10 protein-coding genes are annotated in these 13,894 nt (G+C 48.7%); 8 read left to right on the forward strand and 2 right to left on the reverse strand.

Annotated features, from left to right (window positions below):
* Positions 1 to 72: 72 nt before the first annotated feature.
* Complete coding sequence (locus C0623_01455) at positions 73 to 468, forward strand: hemerythrin (GenBank protein PLY03424.1); 396 nt, start codon at positions 73 to 75, stop codon at positions 466 to 468.
* A 256-nt stretch (positions 469 to 724) separates the two neighbouring features.
* On the opposite strand, the gene C0623_01460 is transcribed toward C0623_01455, so the two are convergent.
* Positions 725 to 1,837 (reverse strand): hypothetical protein, encoded by a 1,113-nt coding sequence (locus C0623_01460; protein ID PLY03425.1) that lies wholly within the window; start codon positions 1,835 to 1,837, stop codon positions 725 to 727.
* Positions 1,838 to 2,307: 470 nt separating this feature from the next.
* On the opposite strand from C0623_01460, the gene C0623_01465 reads away from it, so the two are divergent.
* Positions 2,308 to 2,736: a hypothetical protein gene (locus tag C0623_01465; GenBank protein ID PLY03426.1), complete on the forward strand. Its 429-nt coding sequence runs from the start codon at positions 2,308 to 2,310 to the stop codon at positions 2,734 to 2,736.
* Between the two features lie 17 nt (positions 2,737 to 2,753).
* On the opposite strand, the gene C0623_01470 is transcribed toward C0623_01465, so the two are convergent.
* Positions 2,754 to 3,668 (reverse strand): mechanosensitive ion channel protein MscS, encoded by a 915-nt coding sequence (locus C0623_01470; protein PLY03427.1) that lies wholly within the window; start codon positions 3,666 to 3,668, stop codon positions 2,754 to 2,756.
* Positions 3,669 to 4,053: 385 nt separating this feature from the next.
* Here C0623_01470 and C0623_01475 point away from each other — a divergent pair, with 385 nt between their 5' ends.
* The 6 genes from C0623_01475 to C0623_01500 all read left to right on the forward strand — a co-directional run.
* A complete protein-coding gene (locus C0623_01475; GenBank protein PLY03428.1) occupies positions 4,054 to 5,268 on the forward strand; it encodes a hypothetical protein in 1,215 nt (404 codons plus the stop codon).
* 1,428 nt (positions 5,269 to 6,696) lie between these two features.
* Complete coding sequence (locus tag C0623_01480; protein ID PLY03429.1) at positions 6,697 to 8,745, forward strand: hypothetical protein; 2,049 nt, start codon at positions 6,697 to 6,699, stop codon at positions 8,743 to 8,745.
* A gap of 249 nt (positions 8,746 to 8,994) precedes the next feature.
* Positions 8,995 to 10,128 carry a hypothetical protein gene (locus C0623_01485; protein ID PLY03430.1) on the forward strand — a complete coding sequence of 378 codons (1,134 nt, stop codon included), beginning with the start codon at positions 8,995 to 8,997 and terminating at the stop codon, positions 10,126 to 10,128.
* Positions 10,129 to 10,319: 191 nt separating this feature from the next.
* Positions 10,320 to 11,807: a hypothetical protein gene (locus C0623_01490; protein PLY03431.1), complete on the forward strand. Its 1,488-nt coding sequence runs from the start codon at positions 10,320 to 10,322 to the stop codon at positions 11,805 to 11,807.
* Positions 11,808 to 12,145: 338 nt separating this feature from the next.
* Complete coding sequence (locus C0623_01495; GenBank protein PLY03432.1) at positions 12,146 to 12,562, forward strand: hypothetical protein; 417 nt, start codon at positions 12,146 to 12,148, stop codon at positions 12,560 to 12,562.
* Between the two features lie 174 nt (positions 12,563 to 12,736).
* Positions 12,737 to 13,894 (forward strand): hypothetical protein (locus C0623_01500; GenBank protein PLY03433.1); only part of this gene is annotated, 1,158 nt, incomplete at its 3' end.

Here is a 13,894-nt window from a genome sequence, read left to right on the forward strand (position 1 = left end):
ATTGATGTTTAAGGGATCTTGCTGGAGTACAACGCATCAAACCATTAACCAAAAGGACCTGGCCGAAAAGATATGCAATGGATCGAACGTTTGGAGACCGGTTTTGCCGATATTGACAGTCAGCATCGGGAGCTTTTCAACAAGTTTGGCGCTTTTTTGGATGCGCATGAAAAAGGAGAAAGAAAAGAGGTCGTTTTTGAGCTGTTTACATACCTCAAGCGCTATGTTCAGGAGCATTTCCAGACTGAAGAAAAGTATATGAAAGAATACCATTATCCGAAAATGGCGGAGCATGTTGAAGAGCACCACAAGCTCATCGCCACGGTAAAAGATTTTGAACTCCGCTACAGCGAGGAAGGCTTCAGCGACAGTTTAACCGAAGATATCAGGAAAGTGCTGACCGACTGGTTGCTTGACCATATTGTGAAAACGGATATGGAGCTCGGTTTTTACCTGAAGAGCGATTGATAGAGGAGCAAACCGGGGGGCAGATCTTCACTTGTGACATTTCGAGCCTGTTCGTTCGGATCAGAAGGTTGTCGACGGTGGGTTGTCGATCGGCCTGAATATAGTCATGAACGGTAAGAATTGGTTCACTGGATGATTTCAGGGCCTGGTTTGTCAAATGTGAAGATCTGACCACTCTTCCTAAAAAACAGGGCCTGCAGATTGATCTGCAGGCCCTGTTGACGTCTCATCCGTGACTCACATTCCCGGTGAAAATTTACTTCAAAACGGTATCGACTTTATTAATGCCGAACATGATCATGATAGATGGCGTCTCTTCGGGGTCGGCGGGATCGGTAGTAGGGTCGATATCAGCAGCAATGAAAGCGCCATTTCTGACCTGACCGATATCGCCTGTCGGGAGAGTCAGGTTGCCATTGGCGGGGTCGACCGAGTAGATAGCGGGAGTGGGGATTGCCCCTGAAGTGCCGTCTGAATCAGCCCAGGTTCCGGTTATTGAATGTGTTGTGGTATCGGCCGTCATCAGAATTTCCGATGTGTATGTGTAGATGCTGGTCGTTGGCGGTGGCTGAGGGTTATCAACTGCGAACTGGCCAGCGGTATAATCGCCGTCCAAATCATTTTGGTTCTCCTTGAAGCCGATCGTTCCGCTCATAAAGCCATCAGTCCCCGGATCGTCGTCGGCGAATACGACTACTGAACCGGAATAATTGACCTGACCGATCATAGTACCGTCAATCGTCAGTTCGCCGTTGGCGGCAACAGTATAAGGCACGGGCGCAGGTGGTGTAATGTTACCATCGGAATCTTCATAAGAAGTAATAGTAGCTGTACCGGAACCATCAAAATTGACGTCGATCACCGCAGTGGTTGCCGTCGTGCCGTCGCCGCCGGCTTCAACAAAGCGAAAATCTCCTTGCAAATCTACCTCGGAAAGTGTGGTAACGGTCGTGTCGATCTTTCCAACTCCGGCACTTATGTGGATAGAACCATCGCTGTCATCGTTGTCATAAGTGAGCAGCAGGCTCCCGTCGGTCTGTCCCTTTACGAAAAAAGTCGGATTATTGAGCGGGTCGGGATAAAGACGAAACTCACCATTTTCAGCGAGTTTGTAGGTGAAGGGCCCGGTGTCGGACGTATTGGTGACACCCTGGTAAGTGCCGGTGCCATCACCTTCAAAAGTCAGGTCGAATATGTTCACACCACCACCACTCACACTAGCGCCGTATTCAATAAAACGATACTCGCCGTTCAGAGCCGATTCAAAGCCACCGACAAAACCGACACTGCCACCACTCCCACCGCCGCCGCACGCGACCAGCAGTGAACCCACAGCTACCAAACCAACAATAAATTTAACGTAGCGCATCACACTCTCCTTTGATTGAATAAATAGAAAAATTTTCGCATAAACAAACCCCGGTTTTCAATAGGATTAATATTTCCCAATAAGAGGGATTTTGTACCATATTTAATGCGGGATCGAGACGCTTTTCTGCTCGTCGATGCGGTCATTGATGCTTGGCGGGGGCGCTATTTTGTCGGGCCTGGCAGCCGATTGGCCGGATGAATGGAGCGGCTTTCGCCTGGTGTAAGGTGAAGAGTGTTTCTGGCCGGTTTGACAATATTATTAAGCATGTTTAACTATAATAACAATCGCTGCCAGCAGACTTGGGGAAATCCAGGGCTGCGGAGTTGCTGTTCGACAGCAGGGTGTGAATTTTCGACGTTTGTGGCCTTTTCTTAATATTTTCCTGGGATCTGTCGCCATTACCGGGGGACAGGTTCTTTTATTTGCATGATGATTTCATAAATCTGCGGTGGAGAAGGTGGAGGACTATGGGCTTAAGAGTATTTATCGTCGAGGATGAAGAGAGTATCCGGGATTCGCTGCAGATGCATCTTGAGGATCAGGGGCATGAGGTTTTAACCTGTGCTCGTCCGTCGGAGTGCCGCGTATTTTCAGGACACGAGTGTGATAAAAATTTCCCCTGTGGCCATGCCTTGTTTGTCGACTATTTTATGCCCGAGATGACCGGCCTGGATTTTATCGAAAGCATGGAGAAGGGTGGTTGCAAGGGGGTAACACGTAACAAAATAATTATGACCGGTGACTCAACGGCAGTTGATATCGACAAGGCTGAGAGTCTTGGCTGTCAGGTTGTACAGAAACCTTTGACCCTGGATAAACTGGATAAGATTATTGCAAGAATTGAGTCGAAAATTGATCCAGGTGAAAAGCTGGCGGATATATCAAAATACAATTGAATAGATACTTTGCCGCCTTATTGCCCGCCAGGACTGGCGGTATTTATCGATTGCTTCACTTCTTCTGAAACCCCGGATAAATCGACCTGATAGCGGTGCGGTGAGATCTTGAGAACCCGGAGCTTTTCGGCCAGACCGGTGCGCATTTCGCTCGCCAGCATCCAGGCATCACCGGGTGAATCGGCCCAGGCCGCAAGCCAGCAGCGGATACCTTCTTTCCCCATACCCATAACCCAGAAACTCGGTTCCTCATGTCGGGCAAAGTGCGGGCACTCGCGCGCAACCTCGATCGCGACACTTTTGACTTTGCCGAGCTCGGTGTCCGGTGCGACCCAGAACTCGATGTAGCACCAGCGATAGTTGTCGCCCAGGGTCAGGCTGATGAATTCCTTGGAGAGCATATCGGAGTTGGGGATGACATAACGGCGCCAGTCCCATCCCTTGATGATGGTATAGATCGGGGTGATGTCCTCAATGGTTCCGTAGTTGCCGTCAACTTCAACGGTATCGCCGATGCGCAGATGGCGCGAAAAGGTTATGACAATGCCGGCAATCAGGTTCTCAATGAAGGGCCGGGATGCCATTCCGACAACAAAACCGGAAGCGGCAACGAGCAGCGAGAAAAGGGTGGCGGGAATCTTGTCGAGAAAAGGAACACTGACCGCAAAAACAATCACCAGGACAATAAACATTGTCGTTGCGTGGCGGATGATACTGAAGCGGAAGTTGAAGCTTTTGGTGCGGGTATCCTGCACGTCCTGCAGGGGTTCGTCGACCGGGGAGCTGGTCGGCACCGCGTGCAGGTAATCATCATCCTCGATGGCGACATGACGTTTCTTTTCGATCTTCTTCAGGAGCCAGCGCACACCGTAGAGAGCTAGCAGGCCGCCGATGATAAGGAGCGTGGTGTAGAGAATATGATTGTATGTCATGGTGGCCGCCGGCTCCCCTCGAGTTCGCTTTAGAGATTTGAAAGTCTGAATGCGTTGCTATTATAGCAATGCGTGATATTAATTTAAACAAGATGTGCGATGACAGGGGCCAGATCTTCACATTTTACATTTTTGCTTTTTTTATAAAAGATCTTCCACAACCGGATGAGGGTATCTTGGTCGGCCTGAAAACAGCTGGCAAAAACTGAATGCCGCCTATTAATTTGATGTCAGCGTTCAATTTGTCAAATGTGAAGATCTGACCCCGATAGGTGGATTTATTTGGCAATACCGTGTAGATTGATAGCAGAGATCGCGGGGGTCGTATTTCGGGGGTCGTATTTTTCTGGTTTGGTTCATTTGCCTGATACGAAGTTGGGAAAAGTTGAAATTACGCGTTAAAACAAACCTGATTTTTCTTGTTGTGCTGGCCGGCTTGTTGTCGACCAGCCTTTATTGGCAGTATCGGCAGCACCAGGCCCTTATCTTCTCGGAAGCGACAGAAAAGGCCGAGATCATTGCCATAGAAGCGACCCGGACCCGCGAGTATCTTTCCGCACAACTGCTGGAGGGGGATATCGAATTAAGCAGCGAGCGGTACGGCATCATCCCGGTCGTTGCGGCAAACAGAATCGGCCAGACCGTTGCCGAGGATCTGACCTACACCATCAAACATACCTCGAATCGCTATCGCAACCCGGCCAATGCCCCGGACGATTATGAAGCAAAGGTTCTTGAAAAACTGGCCGTGAACCCTGATCTTGATCATTTCGCTGAATTGACCACGATTGCCGATACCAGGGTCTTCCGCTATTTGCGGGCCGCTTATGCCGATAGCAGTTGCCTCGAATGTCATGGCGACCCGGCGGAATCACCCCGGTTTTTAAAAGAGATATATCCGCTTGCAGATGATCCGGCTTATCGTTACGTGACCGGTGATATGATCGGTGCCATCTCGATCGCTATTCCGATTGCCGAAATCGAAAAAAGACTCGCCGCCGGCTTCAAAAACACCCTGATCACCACCGGAGTCTTTTTCTGCCTTCTGGTCTTGATCATCGGTTACCTGATCGAACGCACCGTGCTGAAGCCGGTCAACTCATTGGCGGCGGCGATATCCAATCTGCGCCAGACCGGAGAGTTTACCGAGGCTCCGGAGCTGACGGGCAACGATGAGATCAGCGGCCTGGTCGGCTCGTATAACGAAATGATCAGGGAACTTGAACAGAAAACATCACACCTTGAAGAGTCGGAACGCCGTTTCCGCCTGATGACCCAGGTTTCGCAGGACGCCATCGTGGCATTTTTGCCCAACGGTAAAATCTTCCTCTTCAATGAAAATGCCGAACAGCTTTTCGGCTACCAGCAGAATGAAATGCTCGGCGAAACATTGACGAAAATCTTTACCGAAGCCCCGGTTTCCGAAGATAAAAGTCTTGAAGATGCAATCCGTGAGAATGACCTGTCGTGGTTCCATGAAAAACAGACGCTGACCGGTGTTCGCAAAGACCAGTCGGAGGTCATGCTGGAGATGTCTGTCAAGATGGCAGGCACAGCTGACCAGCCTTTCTATATGGCATTCTTCAAGAGAAAGAGCTGATACTCCTTCAGCGTTTCTCCCCTCTACAGGTTTCAGGGGCCATCTTCTTAATAGTCGATGGCTCTTTTTTTGTTTTTCGGCCCGCCGGAATAAGGAGCGACCAGGCGGGATCCTCTCGCTACGATATCGGCCAGGTGGGGACACTATCCGAAGTCCAGGGAAGTGTCCCCCGAACACTGAAGATGATAAAACCGCGCGGTCGCGGCCGCGCACTCCGCCATACTCTTTTATTAAGCCACAAAAGAGTATGCAGAAAACGGCTCCCTTGCAGGGGGCTTTTTTGTTCGGTCTGAATTGTTTCTGTAAAACTGAGCTACCAGGGAGTTTGCCTTGAGGCAAACGCAGTTCGTCTCCGTGGCGGTTGCGGTTGGGCTACGGTTCAGTAATTGCGCTAGCGGGAGCGACCTCAAGAGCTCCGGGGGTGAGTCAAAATCATAATTGGATTCCCCCTTCGGTTAACTCAGGACAGGCAAGAAAAGTAAGGAGCACGCCGGGCGATACCGGCGACCTTGATTTGTTTACGCTTTCGAGGGTGTTGGCTAAAGAGTAAGCTACAGTGTGGACGTAACCTTATGACTCTAATCCTGAATGAAAATAATTAAACCAGGTTGAAACCGCGCGGTCGCGGCCGCGCACTCCGCCATACTCTTTTATTAAGCCATAAAAGAGTATGCAGAAAACGGCTCTCTTGCAGGGGGCTTTTTTGTTCGGTTTAAATTGCCTCTGTCCAACTTTTCTGCCAGGTAGTTTGCCTTGAGGCAAACGCAGTCAGTCTCCGTGGCAGTTGCGGTCGGGCTGCGGTTTATTGATCGCTCTACCGGAAGCGACCTCAAGAGCTCCAGGGGTGAGTCAAAATCATCCATGGATTTCCCCTTCGGCTACTTCGGTGCGCTCAGTACAAGATAACTCAGGGCAGGCGATCGGAGTCGTAAAGTTCGACGGGGACATGACCCGAAGTCCCGGGAAGTGTCCCTTGGACAAATTTTACTGGAATTACGCTTTCAGGGTGAATTAGAAAGGTGTGGCGGAATTTGAGTGAGCACCGCCTGTCTCCGGGAAAGTGCGATGAACCTTTTTTGTACTTCTTGGCCTGCCGGAATAAGGGGTGTCAGGCAGGACCCTCTTGCTACGATATCGGCTTTTTATCTCGTTGTCCAAAATCGATCATGGTGTGTCATGGCACAGGTGACAGCAATCTTCTTGTCACAGACCGGATTGCCGAACCATTGGGAATGATTAATTTGTAATCAGGGTTACGCCTTTCCGGGAAAAAAATCGAAATAATTGTCTGTTATTTGAGCAGAATTTCCTGTCGTTTTTTAAGTTTTTGGTGGCATATATATTGCTATTTTTCTGGGCTTAAATATATTCTTCACTTAAAAAAACTTGTAAAGGTGCCATCGGCCGCTTTATTTTTCTGGGTTGCAAATGAAAATAAGTACGAAAATATTGATCGTGAGCGGTGTTACGACTTTGCTCGCCATTTCCAGTTCTTTCTTTATTATCTCCAGTCACACAAGAGAGCATGCGGCTGCTGATGCCGAAAAAATGGCTCATTTAATACTGGCTCAAAAGCAGGCGGTTATTAAGTATATTGCTGATGATTTGCGCCCGGATCTTTTTGCGACATTGAAAAAAGCCGGTGTCGACAAACCCGAATTTGACCCGATCTGGATGTCTGCCAGTTATGTAAATCGTAAGATGACGGAATATCTCAGGGACCAGGGCTATCGCGATTATTATTATAAAAATGCGGCGATTGAATCGCGGCATCCCGACAACGAAGCCGATTCCTACGAGCGTGAATTCATAAAATCGGTTGAGCAGGAAAGCACAGCCGAAAAAAAGATGATCGTTGAGATTGATGGTGAATCGTACTTTTTCCATCTGCGGAAAAATGATTCTTTATTCTCCCGGCAATGCATGCAATGTCACGGTGAGCCGGAAAATGCTCCGGCCAGGCTCATTGAACTTTACGGTGATAAAAGAAGTTTCCATAAAAAGCCGGGTGCGCTGGCGTCCGTTCTTTCTGTTAAAATTCCGGTTGAGCTCGCCCAAAGCAAAGCGATGAATGATCTGCTGCCATCATTTTTCCTGTTTGCTTCAATCCTTGTTGTTGCCTTGGCTGTCAACTGGATCTATGTCAAGAAAACCGTGGTCACACCGATCGAAATACTGACGGCCAAGGCCCTGAAAATCTCTGAAGACGAGTCGCATCTCGGTGAAACTGTTGATGTCGAAGCATCCGGTGAGGTGGCGATTCTTTCAGACGCCTTTAATTTCATGTCGCTTTCCCTGAAAGTTGAAAGAGACAACCTTGATGATCGGATCAGGGAAAAAACAGCCGACCTTATGACTGCCAATGAACAGTTGAAGGAAAATGAAGAAACGGTACGGCTGTTGATGAATGCCAAGGCGGAAGCGATTTACAGTATTGATCTCGATGGAAACTGTATCTTCTGCAATCAATCCTGCGTAGAGCTTCTCGGATACCAGAGCCAAACTGACTTGCTCGGGGAAAATATTCACGCACTCATCCACAGCGGCGAGGGAGCTGCCGCTGAAAAATCGGCGAGCTGCAGTATTCTCGAAGCCATTTCGCACAAGAAAAAGATTTCCAGAGGAGACGATATCTTCCGGCGGGCCGACGGTGATTATCTCCAGGTCGATTGGTGGGCTCACCCGATCCTGAAGAAGGACGAAGTGATTGGTGCGGTGGTGACTTTTATCGATGTTGCCGACCTGAGAAAGCAGCAGATGAAGGAAGTGCGGGCCAATCAACTCGCCTCGCTCGGGGAGATGGCGGCAGGGGTTGCCCATGAAATCAACAATCCGATTAATGGGATCATCAATTACACCAAGATGCTTGAAATCCATGTTGCCCGGGACGGGCAGGGAGATGATCTACTCAAAAGGATTAATAAGGAGGGCATGCGCATCGCCGATATTGTCAGGAAATTGTTGACGCACGCCCATTATGACACAAGCAAGGTTGAACCCCTGAAGATGCAGGACGTAGTCCAGGATAGCGTTGATCTGCTTAACAAGCAGATTGAAAAAGAGGGGATTCTTCTCGACCTGGAAATGACGGAGGATGAAGTCCGCATCAATGGAAATAAACAGCAACTGGAGCAGGTTTTAATTAACCTGATTTCCAATGCAAAGCATGCGCTTGCAAATAGGTATCCCGATGCGAATGTTGACAAGATACTGCGTATTTCCCTGACGGAAGAGGTCTCTGATGAAAGAAAAGTTGCCAGGATTATTGTCTGGGATCAGGGGTGTGGTATTGATGAGAAGATAATCAGTAAAGTGACAAACCCGTTTTTTACAACAAAAGCTGCTGGCGTCGGTACCGGTCTTGGTCTGAGTATCTCTCAGGATATTGTTTGCAAACATGGCGGAACCCTGCATATCGAGAGCGAGGTTGGCGCCTATACCAAGGTGGTTGTTGAGTTGCCGGCGGCGAGTGTGTAAGCTACAGATCGACAGAACCTTGCCGGGCCTCCGGTGCGTTAAATCCCAAGAGCCGTTTTCTTTAAAGAAGATGGCTCTTTTATTGTCTCAGATAGAGGTGGAATGTGTGTCAGAAAGTGTGCCTGAAGTGCCAGGCTGATCCGTTCTGGCGTAGATGCATTTCTTTAAGTATCTGTTTTTTAATGGATTATATCCTTTGGTATCTAAATTGCTAGACTTCTTCCAGGTGGATTTTTTCCCATTCGTTCAATGGAGACCGGAATGAGTCATCAAGCATTGCAGGATATGCGTGGAAAGATCAGCGAATACGAATACACCATTGAAAAGTTACAGGAGATGGGCCAGGTTGGTATCTGGCGATATGATTTTCAGGAGAATAAAATTGTCTGGAGCGGGGAAATTTTACAGATATTTGAATCGTTGGCCGGCGAATTTAATTATGGATCTTTTCTGAATGCAGTGCATCTGGACGATCAGGAATATGTTGCGAAATACTGGAGTACGGAATTACCTGCTGAAAACTTTGACATCAATCACCGTCTTCTCGTTAACGACAAGCTGAAATGGATTCGGCACAAGGTTGTCCTTGAATGCGACAGCGGCGGGGATGTCGCATCTGTGTGCGGTTTTGTCCAGGATATTACCAATCTGAAGTATCTTGAAGAAAAAGCGGTCCGTTCGGCACAACTTGCGGCGGTCGGCGAGTTTACGACAATGATCGCCCATGAAGTCAATAACCCGCTTTCCGGAATTATCAACTATGCCGAAATCTTTAAAGGCAAGGCCTGCGATGCGTGTGATGATCTCGAGTTAATGGACCGGATCATCTACGAGGGTGAACGGATCTCGGGAGTTGTGAAAAACCTGCTGGCGTTTTCTTACAATTCAAAAGGGGAGAAATGCGCCCGGAACATATCTCATATCATTCGCCATGTCTTAGACCTGATGGCACCTAAGTTCAACCGGAATCAAATCGTAGCTGAACTGATGCTGGATGATAATCTGCCGGATGTTTACTGTAATGCCCAGCAGATCGAACAGGTTATTCTCAACATCCTGAGGAATGCCAACCAGGCGTTGTCGCGTGGGTTACTGCAAGGCGAAGCCGAAAAGCGTGTACATATTCGTGCCGCAGAAAAAACAGTTGACCATAACTCTTATGTTGAATTGCGAATCGCCAACAATGGGCCGAATATCCCGGAGAATATCATCGAAAGGATCCGTGAGCCATTTTATACGACCAAACCGGCCGGCATCGGAACCGGACTCGGCCTGAGTATTTCGAGCGATATATTAAATGACCATAATGGCTTTTTTGCAATCAACAGTGACCCCGGAAAGTACACGGAGATGATTGTCGGCATTCCGGTTTATCTGGATTGAAGGTTCTGCTGCTGTCAGTTTTTTCCGGGCTCTTCGCCCGGGCTGATAAAAAAGAAAGCTTGAATAGTTGTATAAATTTGTTACGATGTTTTATACATGACCAATCTACTCTACAATTAACGCTATTGCGTTTCTAATAAGAAAATCAAGCATATCAACGATTATTTAAAGATCCTGCAGGGGGGTTGGTCTTGTTATTTTCTGTTCTGTCAAAACTAAAAATCAATTCAAGACCGCGCTTTTTGCTGGTCGGTCTCATCGGTCTGATTGCCATTGTCGAATTTCTCGTGATGGGTCTTATCGGAAATATTTCCGGGCTGTCGGTACAAGAAAAAGCCCTTTTCGACACCATGATTTTATCGGCAACAATAACTCCGGCTCTCTATTTCCTTTTATTTAAGCCTCTCCGTGAAAATCTTGATTCGCTGCAAATTGCCCATAGAAAAATAATCGAACAGCAGGACGCCATCGAAAAATCACAGGAGCTGGGGCAGACCGGCACCTGGGAGGTTGATTTCCGCAACGATACGATCAGCGGTTCGGCCCAGGCTTGCCGCATCATGGGCTTGCCGCCCGGAACACCATTCGATTTCCAGATTTTTTTAACAACCGTTCATCCTGAAGATAGACGCTCGGTCAAGTTTGCCTGGAACCGGATGCTTAATGGAAAACCTTACGATATTGAAAAACGTTTTATCGTCAATGACAGTATCAAATGGTTGCGAACCAAGGTGGAAATGGAATTCGATGAAGAGGGTGAACCGCTCAGGGCCATAGGTTTTATTCAGGATATCACCGGGTTCAAGTCTTTACAGGAAAAGGCAATCCGGGCCGGTCAGTTGGCATCGGTGGGCCAGATCTCGGCGATGGTTGCCCATGAAGTGAATAATCCTCTTTCAGGGATCAGTGGTTACGTCGAAATACTTTTGAACAAGGCCCGGAACGGCAGCGTTGAAAAAGATATGCTCACGCGGATCTTGAAGGAGGTAGAGCGGATAACCAGAATCATGAAAGGATTCCTGACCTTTACCTATGACTCCGGCAACAGCATGTCGCGGCAGGATGTTACACCCATTATCGTCGATACTTTGCAGCTGCTTGCTCCGCAGATTGAAAAGAAGGGGTTCCGGCTGAAAATCGAGCTCGACGAAAACCTTCCACAAATCAATTGCAATCCGCAGCAGATAGAGCAGGTCGTCCTGAATATTGTCAGAAATGCCTACCAGGCCTTGCAGGAGGTCGCGCATGATGATGCCGAGCTTTTTATAAAAATCAAGTCGGAACTTGGTAAGCTCAATGAACAACCGCATATCCGGTTGTCGATCAGCAATAATGGGCCGAATATCCCGTCCGACCGGCTGAGTCAAATCGGCAAGCCTTTTTTTACAACGAAATCTGCCGGGGTTGGCACCGGCCTCGGTCTCAGTATTTCCAATGATATTATGGAAAACCACAATGGCCTGCTGCAAATTCTCAGTGAGCCGGGTGAACCGACCGAGATGAATCTTTATTTCCCGGTTGATGAAATGGAAGAGTCGAGTGTCGACGCGGAGGTGTCGTCCCTGACGCCTGAAATGAAATTCCATAAAGTTGAAATCAAAAAGAGGCGAGAGAGTTTTTCGCCGAGACGGTCCGGTCGGGACGAGGAAGATGCGACCTTTCCTCAGCATAAACATTGAATATTTCCGGCAATGGATTGCACAGCTCAGGTGACAATGGTTTCAGCCGGCAATAGACTCTTTTTGCGGGACCCTTAATTTACCCCATTGCACGTGTGCCAATGTCGCATAGTTGTGCCAATGCATTTCACGGTGACACAATGTTGAAGCAGATAATTTCCCTGAGATCGTGATCTTCCCTCAAAAAAATTCACTTGTATATGCCTGTTTTTGTTAGGTGTTTTTAATTGAGGGGGGAGGGATGCATGGTCACGCAGACTATCTGGCATGAAGTATGCTATTCAGTATTGTATTGATGGTGTCTCACGTGGCGGCTTGCTTGTCAAGGGTTTGGGGAGATGATTAGAATAAAGCCGGGGGAAATAACAATATTCCTGCTGATCGCTGTCCTGTTGATGACAGGGGTGGCCGGTGCCTACGGCTTTGCACTCTGTGATCATGGTTCTCTCAGCGCTACCCATCATCAAAGCCACCACCAGGGTGAAGCGAGCGACAAAGCGGATCCTCTGCCTTATTATCCGTGTGGCGAAAAGCATCAGGATGGATGTCATGATTATTGGCTTCATCTCGAAGATGCTTCTCTGGAAGAAAAAAAAGATCACGACCTTGTGGGCGACGATGTTTCCTTTCCAGTTCTTACCCTGCCTGTGTTCCCGGAAATATCCAATCCGCAGTTCGCAACTGCTCAGAAATTCGCAATTCCTGAATTATCCCAAAGATTACTCATCCACCGTACCATCGTTCTGATCGTTTAGTACCCGTCTGTAAAAAATCTGTCCCGTTGGTCAGTGAGTCATGATTTTCGGCTGTCTTTGGTTTCCGGAAGGTCATTGTCGATACCTGAATGTTGCTGGTATTTATGTCGCTGGTATTTTTGAGTTCGGTATTACAAACATCTGCAGTTCAAACAAGGAAAAGGGGAGGTTCTCATGAAAATTGGAGTGAAGTTGGCCATTGGTTTCGGTGTCGTGATCACGCTCGTGGTCGTTCTCGGCCTGGTCGGAGCGTATCAGACCTCGAAGTTGGAACACGAATATGGTGTCGAGTTCAAGGCGCACCAGGATACCAACATGTATTCGGATGAGTTGGTCGCCGATGTCCTGCAGGTTCGGCGCCGGGAAAAGGATTTTCTCGCCCGCCTCGATATGAAGTACCCGGATATGGTTTACAAGCATATCGATGAAGCGAAGAATGTCGCCGGGATGATCATCGATCTCGATGTTGACCCCGAGGTTGTTTCGTTGTCCAGGGATGTGCAGCAGAACCTCGATAACTACAAGTCCGGATTCAGAAGCGCCGTCGAGGCTTATGTGGCGATCGGTCTGACCGAAAAGGACGGGCTCAGGGGTGCGTTCCGGGATGCCGCGCACGGGGTCGAAAAGGTTCTCACGGATAATGACATGCGCCAGGCCGAAATCGAGTATTTGAATATGCGGCGTCATGAGAAGGATTACATGCTGCGCGGTGCGGACAAATACCTGCAAAAGAATGCCGAATCACTTGACAAGCTGAACAAGATCGTCGCGCAATCGACCCTTTCGGCAAGGGCAAAAGGGTCGATTTATGAGCAGCTCAACCAGTATAAATCGTCGTTTGCAGAACTAGTCGGTAAACAGGAGTCGGTATCCGGTATCATGTCAACCGCCAAGGTATATGCCGATAAGGTAATTGAAGATGCCGAGTCGATTGAAGAGATTTCGACCCGGGTCGGTGAGATCGAAGAGGCGAACATTATTGCTTCGGCTAAAACCTCGCAATTTTTCATGTGGGGACTGATTATTGTATCGGCGCTTCTCGGAATCGGCTTTGCCTATTATATCACTCGCATTATCGTCAGGCCACTGGACAAGGCGGTTGATACGGCCCGGCGCATGGCGGTCGGTGACCTCGGCATGACGATCGAGGTCAACAGCAAGGACGAGACCGGGATCCTGCTCGGGGCGATGAAGGAGATGGTTGACGCCAACCGCGATGTCGCGCAGACGGCTGACCGGATCGCCGGTGGCGATCTCGGCGTCAAGATCACGCCCCGTTCCGGCGAGGATACGCTGCTCAAGGCGCTGGCGTCGATGGTTGGCAACCTGACC

The sequence above is a fragment of the Desulfuromonas sp. genome, from assembly GCA_002869615.1.
Taxonomy (GTDB): Bacteria; Desulfobacterota; Desulfuromonadia; order Desulfuromonadales; family UBA2294; genus BM707.

Coding starts and splice junctions, on each gene's coding strand:
- C0623_01455 (PLY03424.1), top strand. CDS start 73: ATGCAATGGATCGAACGTTTGGAGACCGGTTTTGCCGATATTGACAGT.
- C0623_01460 (PLY03425.1), bottom strand. CDS start 1,837: ATGCGCTACGTTAAATTTATTGTTGGTTTGGTAGCTGTGGGTTCACTG.
- C0623_01465 (PLY03426.1), top strand. CDS start 2,308: ATGGGCTTAAGAGTATTTATCGTCGAGGATGAAGAGAGTATCCGGGAT.
- C0623_01470 (PLY03427.1), bottom strand. CDS start 3,668: ATGACATACAATCATATTCTCTACACCACGCTCCTTATCATCGGCGGC.
- C0623_01480 (PLY03429.1), top strand. CDS start 6,697: ATGAAAATAAGTACGAAAATATTGATCGTGAGCGGTGTTACGACTTTG.
- C0623_01485 (PLY03430.1), top strand. CDS start 8,995: ATGGAGACCGGAATGAGTCATCAAGCATTGCAGGATATGCGTGGAAAG.
- C0623_01495 (PLY03432.1), top strand. CDS start 12,146: ATGATTAGAATAAAGCCGGGGGAAATAACAATATTCCTGCTGATCGCT.